Origin of the sequence: Brevibacillus soli, assembly GCF_044759095.2 — a bacterium.
Taxonomy (GTDB): Bacteria; Bacillota; Bacilli; order Brevibacillales; family Brevibacillaceae; genus JBIYSM02.
Window position 1 is genome coordinate 89,301 of sequence record NZ_JBIYSM020000005.1, and the last position, 19,052, is coordinate 108,352.

The following is a 19,052-nucleotide window of genomic DNA, read 5'->3' on the forward strand; positions in this document are numbered from 1 at the left end:
CCCTTTATTTGTAACACGGGAATCGTGAAGGCGAAACAAAGAAATGGTTGTATTTTTATAAATCTGTTTGTATAATTACTCATGAAAAAACCTTCATGCAGGGAGAGAGAAACATGGCAAAAGAAAAAATCGTGTTGGCATACTCAGGCGGTTTAGATACATCTGTGGCAATCAAATGGTTGCAGGAAACCTATAACTACGACGTGATTGCGGTCGCACTGGATGTAGGCGAAGGGAAGGACCTCGACTTCGTTCAGAAAAAAGCGCTTCAGGTAGGAGCGTTAAAATCAATCGTGGTAGATGCGAAGGAAGCATTTGCCCAGGAGTTCGTTCTTCCGGCACTGCAAGCGAACGCCATGTACGAAGGGAAATACCCGTTGGTGTCTGCGCTGTCCCGTTACCTGATTTCCCGCGTGCTTGTGGAAATCGCAGAAAAAGAAGGGGCGGTTGCGGTTGCTCACGGCTGCACAGGAAAAGGTAACGACCAGGTTCGCTTTGACGTCTCTTTCACCTCGCTCAATCCGAATCTCAAGATCGTAGCGCCCGTGCGTGAGTGGGGCTGGTCCCGCGACGAAGAGATCGAGTACGCGAAAAAGCACAACATTCCGATCCCGATCGATCTCGACAACCCGTACAGCATTGACCAAAACCTTTGGGGCAGAAGCTGCGAATGCGGCATCCTGGAAGATCCTTGGGCCGCTCCGCCGGAGGGGGCTTACGATCTGACCAAATCCATTGCCGACGCTCCGGAACAACCGGAAGAAATCGAAATCACCTTTGTCAAGGGTGTGCCGACAGCGCTGAACGGCGAAGAGCTGTCGCTGTCCGAGCTGATTCTCAAGCTGAACAAAATCGCCGGCAACCACGGCGTAGGCCGCATCGACCACGTGGAAAACCGTCTGGTCGGCATCAAGTCCCGTGAAGTGTACGAAACACCGGCAGCGACTACGCTGATTCTCGCGCACCGTGAACTGGAGTTCCTGACACAGCCTCGTGAAGTGGCGCAGTTCAAACCGATTATCGAGCAAAAAATGGCGCAGGTGATTTACGAAGGCCTCTGGTATTCGCCGATTCGCAACGCCCTGCAAGCGTTCATCGAAGAGACACAGCAGCACGTCACCGGCGTTGTGCGCGTGAAGCTGCACAAGGGGCACGCGATCGTGGTGGGCAGAAAATCTGCTTCTTCCCTCTACAGCCACGAGCTCGCTACCTATGCAGCGGGTGACCAGTTTGACCACAAGGCGGCGCTCGGTTTCATCAAGCTGTGGGGTCTGCCGACCAAGGTATACGCGCAAGTGAACGAAGGAGTTCTGCATAAAGAGAACAAGACCAGCATCAAGATCCTGGATGAAAAGGATGCGATCGTGCAATGAAACTGTGGGGAGGGCGCTTCACCAAACCGACGAACCAACTCGTAGATGAATATACAGCTTCGATTTCGTTCGATCAGCAGATGTGGCGGCAAGATATCGTCGGTAGCCTGGCTCACGTAGCCATGCTTGGTAAGTGTGGCATCCTGCCGATGGACGAAGTGAAGCAAATTATCGCCGGTCTGAAAAAAGTGAAGGAAAAGATCGAGCGTGGACAGGCAGAGTTTCTCGTTGCGCATGAAGATGTGCACATGAACATCGAAAAGATGCTGATCGAGGAGATCGGACCGGTAGGGGGCAAACTGCATACCGGGCGCAGCCGCAACGACCAGGTGGCGCTCGACATGCACCTCTATCTAAGAGAAAAGCTGATGGAAATCATCCAGCTGGCGATGTACCTGCAGGAAGCGCTATTGGAGCAGGCAGGGCAGCACCTGGACACAGTCATGCCGGGGTACACGCACCTGCAGCGGGCGCAGCCGGTATTGTTCGGCTACCACCTGATGGCCTACGTCTCCATGCTGCAGCGCGACATTGAGCGCATGCAGGAGTGCTGGAAGCGGGTCAACGTGATGCCGCTTGGCGCCGGCGCGCTGGCTGGGACTACCTTCCCGATCGACCGCGAATTCGTCGCCGAGATGCTGCAGTTCGACGGGGTGTACCTGAACAGCATGGATGCAGTGAGCGACCGCGACTTTATCGTGGAGTTTCTGGCTGATTCCTCGCTGCTCATGGCTCACCTGTCCCGACTCTGCGAAGAGCTGGTCATCTGGAGCAGTCAGGAGTTTTCTTTTGTGGAGCTGGACGACGCCTTCTGCACGGGTTCCAGCATCATGCCGCAGAAGAAAAATCCCGACGTGGCCGAACTGGTGCGGGGAAAAACGGGGCGTGTGTACGGCAACCTGATCGGTCTGTTGACGGTACTGAAAGGTTTGCCGCTGGCCTACAACAAAGACATGCAGGAAGACAAGGAAGGCATGTTTGACACCGTAGCCACCCTGCACGGCGCACTTGCCCTGTTAACCCCGATGATTCAGACCATGCAGGTGAGAACGGAGCGCATGCGTCAGGCGGTCACACAGGACTTTTCAAACGCAACTGATCTGGCAGACTACCTGGTGCGCAAAAACCTGCCGTTCCGTCAGGCGCATGAAGTGGTGGGCAGAACCGTTCTGTACTGCATCGAACAGAACAAATACCTGCTTGATTTGACCCTGGAAGAATTCCAAAGCTTCTCGCCTGCGATCGAAGCAGACGTGTACGACATTCTGGCAGTTGAAACGGTCGTTAATGCGCGCAATGTCCTGGGCGGTACCGCCCGCAATCAGGTGGAGGCGCAAATCGCAGCCTTCCGCGGACGTCTGTCCCAAACGTCGGCGTGGGTCGAGAAAAACAGTCAAAAAGTCATGATTGAATCGCTGGTGGATGTAGGTTCGCCGGCGTAACCGTGAAACCACCGAGCCTTCCATGGCTGCGGTGGTTTTTCTGTAACGTTTTTCCCGCTTGCCGCATCGAAAGGGTCATCCATTAACATGATGAGCAAGGAGGATTATCTGAGATGATTCGACAAATCGTCCCCCTGCTGTTGGCGGTCATACTGGCAGTCGGCTGTGTGTCACCAGTGGAGCATCACGGTGAAGGGGTGAATTCGTCAACGCACAATGCGGCGCAAGCCCTTTTGATTACTGACGCTTCGGAACCGCTTCGGGGAAAACTCGTCCATTCGCAAACCCTGCAGGACCTGCCGGGAGACGTTTCTCTCCATTTTGGGCATCATTACAGCTATGCTGTAAGGCCGGACGGGAAGCAAATGGCGGCTATCGTTTGGCCAAGCGGGGAACACAATCGGAACGGTGAGCTTCATCTCATTGAGCTCGGCGGAGGTTGGAAAGATACAGTCGCGGAAGGCATTTTGCTCGACGACGCAAGCGATCTCTGTTACAGCAACGATGGAACTCTGCTTTACTGGACGGAGCCTGTTTCAACCGGTAAGCAGCCTGTCTTTCAGCTGAAACAGTACGATCAGAAGGGAAAGCAGGCAAGGGTCATCGTTGCATTTCCGCAAGCGTTTATCCCGCTGCAGCTGCGGGAGCTTCAACATGGGGAAAGACTGGCTGTCTACGGCATTCTGAGCTCAGAAAACGATCATGGTGGGAGCGATTGATTGACTGGATTCTTCCCCGAGCCCAGGCAAAAATCATGGCGGGGACGGAGCGGCGTGTGGTTCTTGGCGCAGATGGAGAGCACCTCTACCTGACGGGCATGCGGCGCGATATCCGCAAGCAGGAGGACGGCAGGGTTCAGCTGAGCGAGACGCCCCTGGGACTGACGGTAGTGGCAACGGACACCCTTGCTGTTGTGGATCGGTTTGACCTGCCGGTTGATGACGCGGCTCTATCCCATGACGGCAAGCATCTTCTGCTGACAGGAGGCTGGCTTCAGCAGACTTCGGGAACGGGCGACACGCAGGAGAAAAAAGGCAGCGGGCTGTACGTTTTTGATGCGGAGCGAATGATGCAGATCGCTCATCTCGAGCCGGAAAAAGCGTTCTACTTGAGGGGTTTTTCCATTGATGGAACACTGGCATACGTCAGTCATGACGAGGAACAGAAGGAGGCATGGTCTGTCGTGGATGTATCCGCTCAAAAGATGACAGCTACACGAAAGGCTGATAAATGGTTTATGGACGTCGTGCCAATCGTCCGCGGCCGACAATAATAAGAAAACCCACCCAGCATTAGCTAACGCTTCGCCGGGCGGGGCCCCGAACACTTTTCTAGCGGCTGTATGGGATGTCCAAATTTATAAATTCTTATACACTAAAAAAGACAGCCGTCGCGAGATACCATCGCGGCGGCTGCTTTTCTGTTGGCGGGGGTTACAGGCACATGCGCAAAATCTCGGCGACATCTTCGCTCGTGAGCTTTTTGAATTTCCCGATCGGCCCGAACGGCACCGCTTTTTGCGCCATCAGCTCCAGGTTTTCATCGCCGATCTGATAGTCAGCCAGTCGGCTCGGCGCACCGATTCTCCGGAAGAATGCCTCCGTTGCAGCGATCCCTTCCAGAGCGATCTCATCGTCCGATTTTCCGGACGGATCGACACCCCATACCTCTACGGCAAACCGTTTGAAGCGCTCCGCGTTTTCGCGGTAGACGTATCTCATCCAATTGGGGAAGATAATGGCCAAGCCGCCGCCGTGGGGAATGTCGTACACGGCGCTGACCGCGTGCTCGATGGAGTGGGTGGCCCAATCGGTTTCTACGCCCATCGGCAGTGTGCCGTTCAAGGCCATTGTCCCGCAATACAGGATATTGGCGCGCGCGTCGTAGTCTTCCGGGTTCGCCAGCACACGCTCCGCATTTTCCACTACCGTTTTCATGATGGACTCGGCAAAGCGGGTTTGGAGCGGAATCTCCGGCGTATGGGTGAAGTACTGTTCAAACACATGGGACATGATGTCGCAGATGCCGTAAACGGTTTGGTCGCGGGGAACCGAGAATGTATTCTCCGGATCGAGAATGGAGAACGCCGGGAAGGTCGTACCCGCCCCGTACTTTTCTTTTGTCTCCCAGTTGGTGACGACGCTGCCCCGGTTCATTTCCGAGCCGGTTGCGGCCAGCGTCAAAATGGTGCCAAGCGTAAGCGCTTTTTCGGGAACCGCCTTGCGCGTGTAAAAGTCCCACACGTCTCCTTCGTACGGAACGCCGACCGCAACAGCTTTCGCGGCATCGATTACACTGCCGCCGCCGACCGCAAGAATCCAGTCGACGTTTTCCTGACGGCACAGTTCAATCCCTTTTTTCACGGTGGAGAGACGCGGGTTGGGCTCCACTCCGGGCAGCTCCGTCACTTTGCAGCTTTGTTCATTCAGGATGGACATTACCTTGTCGTACAGGCCGAAGCGTTTGATGCTCCCGCCTCCATACACCAGCAGAATGTTTTTGCCGTACTGCTCCACCTTTTCTTTCAGGTGGGAGATTTGTCCTCGTCCGAAAATCAGCTCGGTCGGGTTATGGTAAACGAAATTGTTCATGTCACTCGCTCCCTTTCTATGTACAGATCCCTTTTCATTTTATCCGATCCAGCGGGTATCAACCAGTTGGCGATGTGCTTCCGTGCACTTATGACCAATGCTGCGGTCGGGTCTGCAGTGGGTTCCAGCTGTCGGAAGGAGCCGTATAGTCTGCAGTTGCGTACAGGACGTTGCGGGAAATAATCGCAGCTTTGGAGCGAATCATCTCATCCAGCAGGGGCTGAACAAAAGCGGCAGGCTCTGTTTGGAAGGAATGTCTGCTGAAGTCATGAAACCAGTCGCAGCTCAGCAGATACGAGTGAGCTTCCGCTACAGGCAAACCGTTCTTGATGATCAGGGCGTAGGCAAAAATACGCTTGCAGGCGTGCCAGGCCAGCTTTTCCGGTTGAGTGCTCCAGCTTTCCAGCCGCCTTCTGACTTCGTCGATTGACACCTGTGGCTGCTCAATCGCGGGACCGTGGCCGGAGTAGGCGAAGTCGATCGGCAGAGCGGCCAGCCGGTCAAGCGTGTCCTGCAAAATGGCAAGGGCGCCGGCTCCTTCCCGAAACATGTTGAGCCATCCTACATCGTTGCGATGAAAGGCATCTCCGCAAATCAGCAAGCGGTGCTCGGGCAGGTACAAGGAGATGTGGCCAAGCGTATGGCCGGGTGTGTGAATGACCTGGAGAACCGTGTCGCCGGCCGGCAGCTCGTCGCCATCGGTGAGTGTGATGTCCACGCGGTAGGGCTCGACGGGCTGATCCAGCCAGTTGGCGCAGCATGCCTCACGATCGCGGCGATTTACCAGTGCCGCCTCCCAGCTGTGGGCCGCGATGGGAATGCCGTACGTTTGCTGCAACCCCCAGTTGCCCCCGACGTGATCGCTGTGGTAATGGGTGTTCACGATCAGGGAAAGCGTCTCCGGAGGTACGCCTGCTGCATGAAGCAGGTGTTTTGTTTCGTCGAAATCGCTGCCGAATCCTGTATCGACGAGAACCGGCTTCGCTCCCTTGATCAGTACGCTGTTGGCGCTGGGAAATCGACGCTGCCAAAAAACAATGTCTTTTTGTTCCATGTAACTCCCTCTTTTTCGTTCGACTTTCCACATCACTCCTACTCTTTTTATGCAAGAAAACCCCGAATCCCTCCAAGTATGATCTTCTTATTTTCCGCAACTTTTTACCGAATCCAAGGAGAATCGACAAGAATTGAGAGATTTGGGGGATACATTGACGATTTGGGGGTGTTATAATAGGAGGGACGGTTTGGGCCGCTGTATTTCTACATTTTTTGCCGCTGCTGCCATCCGGGCGCTTTTCCATGATGAAAAAAGCTTCCGTGTAATGAAGACTAGGATGTGATTTTATTGATCGAAATGTTTGACGTGTGGAAGACCTACCAAAATGGAACAAATGCTCTGAAAGGCATCAACATTCGCATTGAAAAGGGAGAATTTGTCTATGTCGTGGGACCGAGCGGGGCAGGTAAATCTACTTTTATTAAACTGATGTACCGCGAAGAAAAACCGACGAAGGGACAAATCTTCCTTGGCGGTTTCAACGTCAGCCGCATTAAGGAAAGACAGATTCCGCTCGTGCGCCGGAGCATCGGCGTCGTGTTCCAGGACTTCAAGCTGCTGCCGACGCTTACCGTTTACGAAAATGTGGCGTTCGCCATGGAAGTAATCGAAACACCGACCAAGCTGATTAAGCCCCGCGTTATGGACGTATTGGGGCTGGTCAAATTAAAGCACAAGGCAAAAATGCTGCCGAGCGAGCTGTCCGGAGGCGAGCAGCAGCGGGTGGCGCTGGCAAGGGCGCTGGTGAACAACCCAGGCATTATTATTGCTGACGAACCTACCGGAAACCTCGATCCGGAAACCTCGTGGGAAATCATGAAGCTGTTTGAGGAGATTAACCAGCGGGGAACCACGGTGGTCATGGCCACACATAACCGCGAGATTGTCAACACGATGAGAAAACGGGTAGTCGCCATCGAAGCGGGACAGATTGTCCGTGACGAGCAGAGAGGGGAATACGGTTATGAAGATTAGAACGCTTGGGCGCCATGTCCGCGAAGGGGTGAAAAACCTCGGTCGGAACGGTTGGATGACCTTTGCTTCCATCAGCGCCGTAGCCATTACCCTGTTGATTTTGGGTGTGTTTCTCATCCTTGCGTTAAACGTCAACCATTTTGCCCAGTCAGTCGAAAAGCAGGTGGAAATCCGTGTCTTCCTGGACGTGCTGGCAAACAAGGATAACATTCAACAAGTAGAACATAACATTCGGGCGATTCCCAAAGTGGAAAGTGTTGTGTTTATTCCCAAGGATGAGGGCTTGAAACAGTTTAAAGAAAGCTTGGGAGAACAGGCGAAACTGTTTGAGGGGCTGGAAGAGGACAACCCGCTGCCCGACATGTTTGTGGTGAAAACCAAGCTTCCGCAGGATACCGCAGCCGTTGCCAAGCAAATCAAGACGATAGAATTCGTGAACAAGGTGAACTACGGCGAAGGCACGGTTGAAAAACTGTTCGCCTGGACCGGCACGATTCGCAACGTGGGTATCGCCTTTATCCTCGGCCTCGGCTTTACCGCCATGTTTTTGATTGCCAACACGATCAAGCTGACAATCGTCGCCCGTCGCCGGGAGATCGAGATCATGAAGCTGGTGGGAGCGACCAACTGGTTCATCCGTTGGCCGTACTTCGTGGAAGGGCTGATGATGGGCGTCATTGGCGCAGTGATCCCGATCGTGCTGTTGGGTATCAGTTACCACTATTTGCTGGACGCAATCAACGCAAGCTTGCCAACTGCGCAGCTGTTCAAACTGTTGCCGCTGTTCCCGCTTGCGAACCAGGTGGCGCTTACCTTGATCGCCATCGGCGCGTTCATTGGCATTTGGGGAAGTCTTGTGTCGGTTCGCCGATTCCTGAAAGTATAGAGAAGAACTAGGGAGGAGTCGTATGAGGAAGAAAATCCTGCTATCCGTTTTGCTTACCAGCCTGTTGGCTGGAACCGTGGCACCCACGACGGTCGGTTGGGCAGCAAGTAAAGCGTCCCTAGAGAAGATTAACCGAGAGCTGGCCGAAATCAAGAGACAGAAAAAGGCGCAGCAGCAGCAAATCAAAGCGATTGAGAACAAAATTTCCTCCATTAAGCGGCAGCGGGCCGATCTGGAAAACGAACTGATGGCGATAGACCTTCGCCGCAACGAAACCCAGAAAAAATTGGACAAGCTTGAAGGGCAGATGGAGGATACCAAGCTGAAAGCGGCCGAAGCCCAGGACCAGCTCGATCAGGCGGAAGAACGCGTGGCGAAGCGGGAAAGTCTCTTGAAAACCCGCGTGAAATCGATGTACGAACGCGGCTCCATTTCCTATGTAGAGGTCTTGATGGGTTCGTCCAGCTTCGGCGATTTTCTCACCCGCATGCAGGGTCTGCAGCTGATTTTGGAGCAGGATACGCGAATCCTGGAGGACAATATCCGCGACAAAGAACTGATCGCCAAGAAGAAACAAGAGATCGAGCATCAGCTGAAGGTTTTTGCCAACATGTATGCCGAGGCGGAAAACCTCAAGGAGCAGCTCGATCAGCAGTTTAAGCGCAGCACCGTTGTAAAGGCGGAACTGCAGGAGCAGGAAAATCAGCTGCACGAGATCGAAGAAGAAGAAGAACAAAAACTGATTGCATTGGCTCAGCAGGAAGCGGCCAAGGTCGCGGAGAAGTCACGTTTGGAAAGTGTAAGCAAATACCGCGGAGGCAAGCTGGGCTTGCCGATTGCGGAGGGCAGCTTCCGTTTTACATCCGGCTTTGGCATGCGCCGCGACCCGTTTACGGGACGTTCAGCTGGGCATAATGGATTAGACATGGCTGCGCCGAAAGGAACGCCAATTTTGGCGGCAGAGGACGGCATCGTCATTTTCGCCGGCTACAACAGAGGCTTCGGAAACACGGTAATGATCAAGCACAACCAGGAGATTACCACGCTCTACGCGCACATCCGCGAGGGCGGCATCAAAGTGAAAGTGGGACAAGCCGTCAAGCGTGGCCAGAAAATCGCCGAAGTTGGCTCTACGGGCCGTTCTACGGGCAATCACCTGCACTTTACCGTGTATCGCAACGACGTCGCCGTCAATCCAGCGCCGTTCCTTCGATAGGCAGACCAGGCAAATATTGTGTTCCAGGTTTGCATACACTAGCTGCATATGTTTTCCACCGGGAGCACAAAGGATGGTGTCATGACAATGAAATGGAATGGACGTTCCGTGCTTGCGATCGTGCTTGTCTCCATGATTGCCAGCAGCTTTCTCACGATGGCAATGATGAAACCGGCAGCGGACAGCGGTCCGGCAGGGGCTGTCACCGCAGCTGCCAAGCAGCTGTTTTCCCCGGGGAGCAAGGATGAGTACCCGCAGGAGTTTCACAAACTGTATGAAGCGTTTTCGGCAATTAAAAAAGAATACATTCAGAACGTTTCCAACGATCAGTTGATCGAAGGGGCGATTGACGGCATGGTCGGTTCGCTGGAGGATCCCTACAGCGATTACATGGATCCGACGTCTGCCGAGGAATTTAACTCGACGCTTCACTCCACCTTCCAGGGGATCGGTGCGGAAGTCACTTTGCAAAATGGTCGGATTACCATCGTTTCTCCGTTTAAGGACTCCCCGGCGGAGCGTGCGGGCTTGCGGCCCAACGACCAAATCCTCAGCGTAAACGGCGAGTCCCTGGATGGATTGGACGTTCATCAGGCTGTGATGAAGATTCGCGGTCCCAAAGGAACCAAGGCCGTCTTGAAAATCATGCGTCCCGGCATCGCGGAGCCGATGACCGTCACTTGCATTCGCGACGATATCCCGATTGAAACGGTTCGGAGTGAAATTATCAAGAAGGATGGCGTCAATGTGGGGAAAATTGAGATTTCCCAATTCTCATCGGAGACGGCAGCGCATTTCAAGGATCAGCTGGCCAACCTGGAGAAACAGGGAATCGGCGGCCTGATTATCGACGTCCGCGGCAACCCGGGAGGATATCTGCTGGCCGTCAAGGAGATCGGCGAGATTCTCGTTCCGAAAAAAGGCCTGATTGTCAAAATCGTCTACGGCTCTCAGTCCCGTGAGCAGGAAGAATTCCGTTCTACCACGGAAGCGGCCAAACCGTATCCGATTGTTGTCCTGATCAACGATGGCAGCGCGAGCGCTTCCGAAATTCTCGCCGGCGCTTTGCGAGACAGCGGCGGATACAAGCTGGTTGGTACGAAAACCTTCGGAAAAGGCACCGTCCAAAGCACCATGGAGATGGATGACAAGAGCCAGCTGAAGCTGACCATCGCCAAGTGGCTGACGCCAAAAGGTGAATGGGTCCATCAAAAGGGCATCGAGCCTGACGTAAAAGTGGAACAGCCGGCTTACTTCAATGCCGCCCAACTGCCCGCAGACAAGGAGCTGGCCCGAGATATGGCAGGCAGCGAAGTGAAAAATCTGCAGTTGATTCTGGAAGGGTTGGGCATCAATCCCGATCGAAACGACGGTTACTTTGATGAAAAAACGGAAGCGGCCGTCAAGCGATTCCAGGCGGCGAAGAAGCTTCCGCAAACCGGAAAGGTCGACCAGGCAACGAGGGCGGCGATGGAGGACAGTCTCCGGGAAAAAATTCGCGATCCGAAGAATGACTTGCAGCTGCAAAAAGCGTTGGAAGTCGTCGTGCAGCAGGCAAAAGTAAAATAAACCAACCGAGCCAGGCAGGGAATCCCCTGCAGGTTGTAGAAATGGTAACCACGGCAGTCTCAATAAAGACTACCGTGGTTCTTTTTTTCCCGGGGTGATGCAATTGGCGTTCAATGGAGAACTGTTTCTCACTATCTTGTACGGTTTTGGCCGTTTTTTTCTCAATCCGTTGCTCTATGTCTTTGTGCTTTTCATATATCTGCATTACCGCAGACAGATGAATTTGGAACGACAGCTGTTTGCCGTTCGGATTCAGTCCCCTTTGCTGCAAACACTGCGTTCGCTCGGCATGGGAGCGGCAGGGGGGCTGGCCGTCTCCGTTCTGGCTATAGCACTGGGCGTCGTGATTCAAGTCCAGGACTTGTGGCTTTTGTGGGGGATCGCCGTCTGCCTCGCGCTGGTAAACCTGCGCTTCCTCTGCTTTGCTTACGCGGCAGGCATACTTGCTCTCCTGCACGGTTTGGCGCAACTTGCACCCGGTGTAACGCAGGTGGCAGGAATTGGTACGGTTTGGAGCTGGCTGCTGCAGGCGAAGCCTGTTCCTTTGCTGGCCCTGGTCGCGGTGATGCATTTGATTGAAGCCTGGCTGATTCGTTGGAATGCCGGTCGGGACGCATCTCCGCTGTTTGTGGAAGGCAAACGCGGCCGCATCGTCGGCGCCTACCTGCTTCACTCCTTTTGGCTGACACCGTTGGCGGTGCTGGTGGAGACCGCCCCGGGCGGCGGTTTTTCGGGGACACTTTTTCCAGGCTGGCCGTTCTTTGCCGCTGAGGGCTTAACCTTTGGACTGCTGCTTTTGCCCACCGTCACAGGCTTTTCCGACTTGACCCAGACGCTGACTCCGAAGCGCAAAACCCGCCATATCGCCAAGCAGCTGGCATGGTACGCGGTTGTGCTCCTCGCGCTCACGTACGCGGCCGTACTGCTTCCGCCGCTCGTTGTGCTGGCGGCGTTGTTCGCCCTGATCGGTCATGAAGGGTTGTTCTGGTTGAGCCAGTGGCAGGAACGCCAGCAGCCGCCTTACTTTATCCAGACTCCGGCTGGCGTCAAGATCATGGCTGTGATTCCGGGGACACCCGCGGAAGAAATCGGCCTTTTGCCCGGTGAGATTGTCGTCAAGGTGAACGGATTGTCCGTCCGCAGCAAGGAAGAGCTGTACCCGGCGATGCAAGCCAATCCGGCTTTCTGCAAGATGGAGGTACTCACACATGGCGGCGAATTGAAATTCGTCCAGTGCGCCGTGTACGCAGGAAACCATCATCAGCTTGGCATCATCGTGGTGCCGGACGCATTCACGCGGGTCTATGTGGATTTGCAGAAGTCCAGCATCGTTCAGCTGTTGAAGCAGAAGCTGGAGAAATTGAATATCGGCGCGTAAACGATGTGGGAAAGAAGAAGCCTGCTTGATCTGAAAATCAAGCAGGCTTTACTAGGTGTATAAGAATTTATAAATTTGGACATCCCATACAGCCGCTAGAAAAGTGTTCGGGGCCCCGCCCGGCGAAGAAAGGGACCCCACTCGGCTCAGCGATAACGCCGAGTGGGTTGAGGATAGCTAATGCCGGGTGGGTTTTCTTGTTTGGTTATGTCCCCGGTGCCTCGAAGCCGATAATCTCGCTCAGCTTCAACTTTTTGTTGTCTTCCAGGATCAACTCTACCAGGCCGTTTTTCATGCTGACGGATTGAATCACGCCGTTTTTCTCATGATCGGCGGTACTGCCGTCCGTGTTTGTGGCTTTTTCCAGATAGGTAACGCGATAGCCGATCATCTGGGCGTATTTCAGCGCGTTGTCCATCAGATTGTCGCCGGACGGTCCTTTGGACTCGATGCCATCAATTTTGTCACGTGGGATCAGCGCATCCTCGCCGATCTGGAAGTAGATTCTGCCTTTTTCCATCTTGACGGACTGGATCACGCCTTCCTTCTGTTCACGGGTAACCTCACCGGTCAGTTCGTCCATCGTCTCCTTTTCGTAGGAGGCGGTCTTGCCGATCAAATCCTCGTATTGGCGCACGCTCAGCAGGCTGCTGTTTGATTCTTCCATCAAGCTGGCCATGCGGGTCAGTTTTTCCACCATGGTCATCATCGACGTCTGCTGGATGAACTGAGAGTTGTCCATCGGAGACATCGGATCCTGGTGTTTCAGCTGTTCCAGCATCAACTTCATGAAAGCGTTCTGATCCAGTTCGGAAGAGAACTCTCTTTTATTCTTATAGCTTAAATGAGCGGGAATGCTGTTGGTATTGTTCACGGATGATGCCATTGTGGGTACCTCCCTGTGGTCGCAGGCTACGTTCCTTTTATCGGCAATACGGCGGAAGTGCAATAGACAAACATTTGTTCGAATCGCTGGCTTATTTTTGAAAAGTTTGTGTTATAATGGGAGTGATAGTGATACAAGGAGATGAACGGTGGAATGGATCGTTTTCAATTGGTATCCGAGTATCAGCCGTCCGGTGACCAGCCGACTGCCATTGCTGAACTGGTAGCGGGCGTCAAAGCGAACAAGCGGCACCAGACGCTGCTCGGAGCGACCGGCACGGGAAAAACCTTCACGGCTGCCCAGGTGATCGCCCAGGTGAACAAGCCGACGCTTGTCATCGCCCACAACAAGACGCTGGCAGCCCAGCTGGCAGCCGAGTTCAAGGAATTTTTCCCCAACAATGCCGTTGAGTACTTCGTCAGCTACTACGATTATTATCAGCCGGAAGCGTACATTCCGCAATCAGATACGTACATCGAAAAGGATGCGAGCATCAACGAGGAGATCGACAAGCTGCGGCACTCTGCCACCAGCGCCTTGTTTGAGCGCCGCGACGTGATTATTGTCGCCTCCGTTTCCTGCATATACGGTTTGGGTTCTCCCGAAGAGTACCGGGAGCTCCTGCTTTCCCTGCGCGTTGGCATGGAGAGAAGCAGGGATGAAATCCTGCACCGTCTGGTCGATATCCAGTACGACCGCAACGACATCAATTTTACCCGCGGTACCTTTCGCGTGCGCGGAGACGTAGTGGAGATTTTTCCTGCGTCCCACAGCGAACAGGCGATCCGTGTGGAATTTTTCGGCGACGAGATTGAGCGCATTACAGAGATCGACGTGCTGACCGGTGAGATCCTGGGGCAGCGGGACCACGTGGCGATTTTTCCGGCATCCCACTACGTCACCCGCGAAGAGAAGATGAAACGGGCCATCCAAAGCATCCAGGCTGAGCTGGAAGAGAGGCTGGCGGAGCTGCGGGAAGCGGGCAAACTGCTGGAAGCGCAGCGGTTGGAGCAGCGTACCCGCTACGACATCGAAATGATGATGGAGATGGGCTTCTGCTCCGGCATTGAAAACTATTCCCGTCACCTTACCGGATTGCCGCCCGGCCATGCGCCCTATACCCTGCTCGATTACTTCCCCGATGATTTTTTGGTGGTGATCGACGAGTCGCACATGACATTGCCGCAAATTCGCGGAATGTACAATGGCGACCGTGCCCGCAAGGACGTTCTTGTGGAGCACGGCTTCCGTCTGCCATCTGCGCGGGATAACCGTCCGTTGAAGTTTGAGGAATTTGAGCAAAAGGTTAAGCAGGCGATATACATTTCTGCAACGCCCGGCCCGTATGAACTGGAACACTGTCCGCAAGTGGTGCAGCAGGTGATCCGTCCGACCGGTCTGGTCGACCCGACCATTTCCGTTCGCCCGATCAAAGGGCAGATCGATGATTTGATCGGCGAGATTCAGGCCACGATTGCCAAGAATGAGCGCGTCCTGGTGACGACACTCACCAAAAAGATGGCGGAGGATTTGACCGATTACCTGAAAGAGATCGGCATCAAGGTACGCTACCTGCACTCCGACATCAAAACCATCGAGCGCATGCAGATTTTGCGTTCCCTGCGGCTGGGGGAGTTTGACGTTCTGATTGGGATCAACCTGCTGCGAGAGGGCTTGGACCTGCCGGAGGTATCGCTGGTCGCCATTCTCGACGCGGACAAGGAAGGGTTCCTGCGCAACGAGCGTTCCCTCATCCAGACGATTGGGCGTGCCGCGCGCAACGCCGAAGGGCGCGTCATCATGTATGCCGACAAGATGACCGATTCCATGAAAGCTGCCATTCGCGAGACAGAGCGCCGCCGCTCCATCCAGTTGGCCTACAACGAAAAACACGGCATTACGCCGCAAACGGTGAAAAAAGCGGTTCGCGAAGTCATCGAGGCCACTCGGGCGGCGGAGGAGAAGGCGGACTACCTGCCGCATGCGGAGTTTAAGAAGATGCCGAAGAAGGACCGCCTCCTGGTCATTGAGCGGATGGAAGAAGAGATGAAGGAAGCGGCGCGCAATCTCATGTTTGAACGTGCAGCCGAGCTGCGCGACCTGATACTCGAGCTGAAGGCTGAGCTATAAAGAAGGGTTGATATTTTCATGCCATTGGAACACATCGTGGTAAAAGGCGCTCGCGCCCATAACCTGAAAAATGTCGACGTGGTCATCCCGCGCGACAAGTTCGTCGTGCTGACGGGCTTGTCCGGTTCGGGAAAATCGTCACTCGCGTTTGATACGATCTACGCCGAGGGACAGCGGCGCTATGTGGAGTCTCTTTCTGCCTACGCCCGCCAGTTCCTGGGGCAAATGGACAAGCCGGACGTGGATTCCATCGAAGGTTTGTCGCCGGCCATATCCATCGATCAGAAGACGACCAGCCGCAACCCTCGTTCCACTGTGGGGACGGTAACGGAAATTTACGACTACCTGCGTCTGCTTTATGCGCGTGTAGGAAAAGCGGTATGCCCCGAGCACGGCATAGAAATTCAGTCGCAGACTATCGAGCAGATGGTGGATCGCGTCATGGAATATCCGGAGCGCACCCGATTGCAAATTCTCGCTCCGCTCGTACAGGGACGCAAAGGAGAGCATGCCAAGCTGCTGGAGGACATCCGCAAACAAGGCTATGTGCGGGTTCGAGTCGACGGGGAGATACGAGACCTGTCGGAAGAGATCAAGCTGGAGAAGAACAAAAAGCACAGCATTGAAGTCGTTGTTGACCGGATCGTGGTTAAGCCCGACGTAACCACACGTCTTGCGGACTCGCTGGAAACAGCGTTGCGACTTGCTGACGGCAAGGTGATCGTCGACGTGATGGAGCAGGAGGAGCTTCTCTTCAGCGAGAAGCACGCCTGCCCGATCTGCGGCTTTTCCATCGGCGAGCTGGAACCGCGGATCTTTTCCTTTAACAGCCCGTACGGAGCTTGCCCCGAGTGCGACGGTCTGGGAATCAAACTGGAGGTCGACGCTGATCTGGTAGTGCCGGACGTGACCAAAACGCTCTCGGACGGAGCGATTGAGGCGTGGGAGCCGAAGTCCTCCACCTACTATCAGCAGCTGCTGGAGTCGGCCTGCCGACACTTCGGGATCCGTATGGACATCCCGTACGAAGAGCTGCCGCCGGAACAGGTGCAGATTCTCATGTATGGTAGCCGGGACGAAAAGATCCAGTTCCGGTATGAAAACGAATTCGGCCAGGTGCGGGAAGCGATCGTTCCCTTTGAAGGAGTGATTCCCAACCTGCAGCGTCGTCACGTTGAGACCAGCTCCGACTATATTCGCGAGCAGATTGAAGGCTACATGAGCCAGAAGCCGTGCCCGGTCTGCAAAGGGCAGCGTCTTCGTCAGGAAAGCCTGGCTGTGCGGGTAGGCGGTCGCAGCATTTCGGACCTGACGGATCTGTCGATCACGGATGCATACCAGTTTGTCGACAGTTTGGAGCTGAATGAAAAAGAGACGAAGATCGCGAATCTGATTCTCAAAGAAATCAAATCCCGTCTTCATTTCCTGATTGACGTAGGCTTGGATTATCTGACCCTTAGCCGTGCGGCCGGTACCCTGTCAGGCGGCGAAGCGCAGCGGATCCGCCTGGCTACGCAAATCGGCTCCAGTCTGATGGGCGTCCTGTACATCCTGGACGAGCCGAGTATCGGTCTGCATCAGCGGGACAACGCCCGCCTGATCAAAACCCTGGAGCACATGACCAAGCTGGGCAATACCCTGATTGTGGTGGAGCACGACGAGGATACGATGCTCGCCTGCGACTACATCATCGATATCGGTCCGGGTGCAGGCATTCACGGCGGGCAGATCGTGGCCGCCGGTACCCCGGAAGAAGTGATGAAGAATCCGAACTCGCTCACAGGTGCCTACCTGAGCGGGCGCAAGTTCATCCCCGTTCCGCTGGAGCGGCGCAAACCAAACGGCAAGTGGGTCACCATCGAAGGGGCGAAGGAAAACAACCTGAAAAACGTCACCGTAAAAGTACCGTTGGGGCTGTTTACGGCCGTGACCGGTGTGTCCGGTTCGGGTAAAAGTACGCTGATCAACGAAATCCTGCACAAGGCGCTGGCCCGCGAACTGAACGGAGCCAAGGCCAAACCGGGTGAACACCGCCGTATCACCGGACTGGAGCATCTGGACAAGGTGATCGACATCGACCAGTCGCCGATCGGGCGCACCCCGCGCTCCAACCCGGCTACCTACACCGGTGTCTTTGACGACATCCGCGACCTGTTTGCGTCTACGAACGAGGCGAAAGTGCGCGGGTACAAAAAGGGGCGCTTCAGCTTCAACGTCAAAGGGGGGCGATGTGAAGCTTGCAGCGGCGACGGGATCATCAAGATCGAGATGCACTTCCTCCCTGACGTGTACGTACCGTGCGAGATTTGCCACGGGAAGCGCTACAATCGGGAGACACTGGAAGTGAAGTACAAGGGCAAAAACATTGCCGATGTGCTGGAAATGACGATTGAAGACGCCCTGGAGTACTTCCGGAACCTGCCGAGAATTGAGCGGAAGCTGCAGACGCTGGTCGATGTCGGTCTCGGCTACATGAAGCTGGGTCAGCCGGCGACAACTCTGTCAGGAGGCGAAGCACAGCGCGTGAAGCTGGCTTCCGAGCTGTACCGCCGCAGTTCGGGACGAACGCTGTACATCCTCGACGAGCCGACGACCGGTCTGCATACCGATGACATCGACCGTTTGTTGAAAGTGCTGCAGCGCCTCGTGGAGAACGGGGATACGGTACTGGTCATAGAGCACAATCTGGACGTGATCAAGACAGTCGACTACATTATCGACCTCGGTCCGGAGGGCGGGACGCGCGGAGGGGAAATTGTCGCCACCGGAACGCCGGAAGAGGTCGTGAAAGTGGAAGGCTCCTACACCGGTCAGTTCCTCGGGCCGATTTTGGAACGGGATCGTGCGCGTACGCTGGCCAAGCTGGACCAGCTGGTTTCCAAATAAAGAACCATTTAAAAACGGAAGGCGGATGGGAGATGGATTACGCGGCTTTGGCACTGGAAGCGCTCCCGGAGCAGCTGGTGGAGAAAGCAAAGAGATATTTCGACGGGCAGGATCCTGCCCATGACTGGCAGCACAATCTGAGAGTCATGTCCCTGTGCGAGCGCATCGGGAGAGAGGAGGGAGCCGACATGCAGGTGCTGCGGCTGGCTGCTCTCCTGCATGACATCGGAAGGGCGGAAGAGCGGCAGACGAAGCAGTGCCATGCGGAAATCAGCGCGCGGGAGGCTGAAGTCCTGCTTCAAGCGGAAGGATATCCGACCGAATTGATCGCCGTCGTGCAAAAAGCCATTCTGACCCACCGCTTCCGTAAAAACAACCCGCCGACGACAAGGGAAGAGCAAATCCTGTTTGACGCAGACAAACTGGATTCCATCGGGGCGATCGGCGTTGCCCGGGCCTTCACCTATTCCGGTGTAATCGGTCAGCCGATCCACACCGACGATCCGGAGCAGCATACACCGTTCAGGGAGTTTGCAATGAAACTAAGCCGCTGCAAAGACAAGTTGATGACTGCAACGGCACAAAGCATTGCCGCGGAACGTCACCGCTTTATGGTGCAATTCTTCGAGCAGTGGGAAAGAGAAATGCAAGGCGTTTCCTAGG

15 protein-coding genes are annotated in these 19,052 nt (G+C 54.8%); 12 read left to right on the forward strand and 3 right to left on the reverse strand.

Annotated features, from left to right (window positions below):
• Nucleotides 1-113 precede the first annotated feature (113 nt).
• The 4 genes from ACE99V_RS03485 (at nt 114) to ACE99V_RS03500 (ending at nt 4,088) form a co-directional block, all read left to right on the forward strand.
• Nucleotides 114-1,373, forward strand: a complete 1,260-nt coding sequence (locus ACE99V_RS03485; RefSeq protein ID WP_400489761.1) for an argininosuccinate synthase — start codon at nt 114-116, stop codon at nt 1,371-1,373.
• Entirely contained in the window at nt 1,370-2,815 is a 1,446-nt protein-coding gene (gene argH / locus ACE99V_RS03490; protein WP_400489762.1) for an argininosuccinate lyase, read from the forward strand. The genes ACE99V_RS03485 and argH overlap by 4 nt, the downstream gene beginning before the upstream one ends.
• A gap of 113 nt (nt 2,816-2,928) precedes the next feature.
• Complete coding sequence (locus ACE99V_RS03495) at nt 2,929-3,534, forward strand: hypothetical protein (protein ID WP_400489763.1); 606 nt, start codon at nt 2,929-2,931, stop codon at nt 3,532-3,534.
• Nucleotides 3,531-4,088 (forward strand): hypothetical protein, encoded by a 558-nt coding sequence (locus tag ACE99V_RS03500; protein WP_400489764.1) that lies wholly within the window; start codon nt 3,531-3,533, stop codon nt 4,086-4,088. Before ACE99V_RS03495 ends, ACE99V_RS03500 begins: the two co-directional genes overlap by 4 nt.
• A 160-nt stretch (nt 4,089-4,248) precedes the next feature.
• On the opposite strand, the gene ACE99V_RS03505 is transcribed toward ACE99V_RS03500, so the two are convergent.
• Both ACE99V_RS03505 and ACE99V_RS03510 read right to left on the reverse strand, forming a co-directional pair.
• Nucleotides 4,249-5,406: an iron-containing alcohol dehydrogenase gene (locus ACE99V_RS03505; protein ID WP_400489765.1), complete on the reverse strand. Its 1,158-nt coding sequence runs from the start codon at nt 5,404-5,406 to the stop codon at nt 4,249-4,251.
• 88 nt (nt 5,407-5,494) lie between these two features.
• Nucleotides 5,495-6,460, reverse strand: coding sequence for an MBL fold metallo-hydrolase (locus ACE99V_RS03510; RefSeq protein ID WP_400489766.1), 966 nt, complete (start codon nt 6,458-6,460; stop codon nt 5,495-5,497).
• Nucleotides 6,461-6,751: 291 nt separating this feature from the next.
• Between ACE99V_RS03510 and ftsE the strand changes: the two genes are divergently transcribed.
• From ftsE to ACE99V_RS03535, 5 genes are all read left to right on the forward strand, one after another.
• Nucleotides 6,752-7,438 carry a cell division ATP-binding protein FtsE gene (ftsE, locus tag ACE99V_RS03515; RefSeq protein WP_400489791.1) on the forward strand — a complete coding sequence of 229 codons (687 nt, stop codon included), beginning with the start codon at nt 6,752-6,754 and terminating at the stop codon, nt 7,436-7,438.
• Nucleotides 7,428-8,324 (forward strand): permease-like cell division protein FtsX, encoded by an 897-nt coding sequence (gene ftsX, locus ACE99V_RS03520; RefSeq protein WP_400489767.1) that lies wholly within the window; start codon nt 7,428-7,430, stop codon nt 8,322-8,324. The genes ftsE and ftsX overlap by 11 nt, the downstream gene beginning before the upstream one ends.
• 22 nt (nt 8,325-8,346) lie before the next feature.
• Complete coding sequence (locus ACE99V_RS03525) at nt 8,347-9,540, forward strand: murein hydrolase activator EnvC family protein (protein ID WP_400489768.1); 1,194 nt, start codon at nt 8,347-8,349, stop codon at nt 9,538-9,540.
• A gap of 87 nt (nt 9,541-9,627) precedes the next feature.
• Nucleotides 9,628-11,109, forward strand: coding sequence for a S41 family peptidase (locus ACE99V_RS03530; protein WP_400489792.1), 1,482 nt, complete (start codon nt 9,628-9,630; stop codon nt 11,107-11,109).
• A gap of 97 nt (nt 11,110-11,206) precedes the next feature.
• Complete coding sequence (locus ACE99V_RS03535) at nt 11,207-12,487, forward strand: PDZ domain-containing protein (RefSeq protein ID WP_400489769.1); 1,281 nt, start codon at nt 11,207-11,209, stop codon at nt 12,485-12,487.
• Between the two features lie 205 nt (nt 12,488-12,692).
• Here ACE99V_RS03535 and ACE99V_RS03540 read toward each other — a convergent pair whose 3' ends face one another.
• Nucleotides 12,693-13,373 carry a flagellar hook assembly protein FlgD gene (locus ACE99V_RS03540; protein WP_400489770.1) on the reverse strand — a complete coding sequence of 227 codons (681 nt, stop codon included), beginning with the start codon at nt 13,371-13,373 and terminating at the stop codon, nt 12,693-12,695.
• A 153-nt stretch (nt 13,374-13,526) separates the two neighbouring features.
• On the opposite strand from ACE99V_RS03540, the gene uvrB reads away from it, so the two are divergent.
• From uvrB to ACE99V_RS03555, 3 genes are read left to right on the forward strand one after another with little or no spacing between them, the layout of a single operon-like run.
• A complete protein-coding gene (gene uvrB, locus ACE99V_RS03545; protein WP_400489771.1) occupies nt 13,527-15,503 on the forward strand; it encodes an excinuclease ABC subunit UvrB in 1,977 nt (658 codons plus the stop codon).
• An 18-nt stretch (nt 15,504-15,521) separates the two neighbouring features.
• Nucleotides 15,522-18,389, forward strand: coding sequence for an excinuclease ABC subunit UvrA (gene uvrA, locus ACE99V_RS03550; protein WP_400489772.1), 2,868 nt, complete (start codon nt 15,522-15,524; stop codon nt 18,387-18,389).
• Nucleotides 18,390-18,421: 32 nt separating this feature from the next.
• Nucleotides 18,422-19,051 carry an HD domain-containing protein gene (locus tag ACE99V_RS03555; RefSeq protein WP_400489773.1) on the forward strand — a complete coding sequence of 210 codons (630 nt, stop codon included), beginning with the start codon at nt 18,422-18,424 and terminating at the stop codon, nt 19,049-19,051.
• The last annotated feature ends 1 nt before the right edge of the window (nt 19,052 follow it).

Coding starts and splice junctions, on each gene's coding strand:
- ACE99V_RS03495 (WP_400489763.1), top strand. CDS start 2,929: ATGATTCGACAAATCGTCCCCCTGCTGTTGGCGGTCATACTGGCAGTC.
- uvrB (WP_400489771.1), top strand. CDS start 13,527: ATGGATCGTTTTCAATTGGTATCCGAGTATCAGCCGTCCGGTGACCAG.
- ACE99V_RS03555 (WP_400489773.1), top strand. CDS start 18,422: ATGGATTACGCGGCTTTGGCACTGGAAGCGCTCCCGGAGCAGCTGGTG.
- argH (WP_400489762.1), top strand. CDS start 1,370: ATGAAACTGTGGGGAGGGCGCTTCACCAAACCGACGAACCAACTCGTA.
- ACE99V_RS03525 (WP_400489768.1), top strand. CDS start 8,347: ATGAGGAAGAAAATCCTGCTATCCGTTTTGCTTACCAGCCTGTTGGCT.
- uvrA (WP_400489772.1), top strand. CDS start 15,522: ATGCCATTGGAACACATCGTGGTAAAAGGCGCTCGCGCCCATAACCTG.
- ACE99V_RS03510 (WP_400489766.1), bottom strand. CDS start 6,460: ATGGAACAAAAAGACATTGTTTTTTGGCAGCGTCGATTTCCCAGCGCC.
- ACE99V_RS03530 (WP_400489792.1), top strand. CDS start 9,628: ATGAAATGGAATGGACGTTCCGTGCTTGCGATCGTGCTTGTCTCCATG.
- ACE99V_RS03505 (WP_400489765.1), bottom strand. CDS start 5,406: ATGAACAATTTCGTTTACCATAACCCGACCGAGCTGATTTTCGGACGA.
- ACE99V_RS03535 (WP_400489769.1), top strand. CDS start 11,207: ATGCAATTGGCGTTCAATGGAGAACTGTTTCTCACTATCTTGTACGGT.
- ACE99V_RS03485 (WP_400489761.1), top strand. CDS start 114: ATGGCAAAAGAAAAAATCGTGTTGGCATACTCAGGCGGTTTAGATACA.
- ACE99V_RS03540 (WP_400489770.1), bottom strand. CDS start 13,373: ATGGCATCATCCGTGAACAATACCAACAGCATTCCCGCTCATTTAAGC.
- ftsX (WP_400489767.1), top strand. CDS start 7,428: ATGAAGATTAGAACGCTTGGGCGCCATGTCCGCGAAGGGGTGAAAAAC.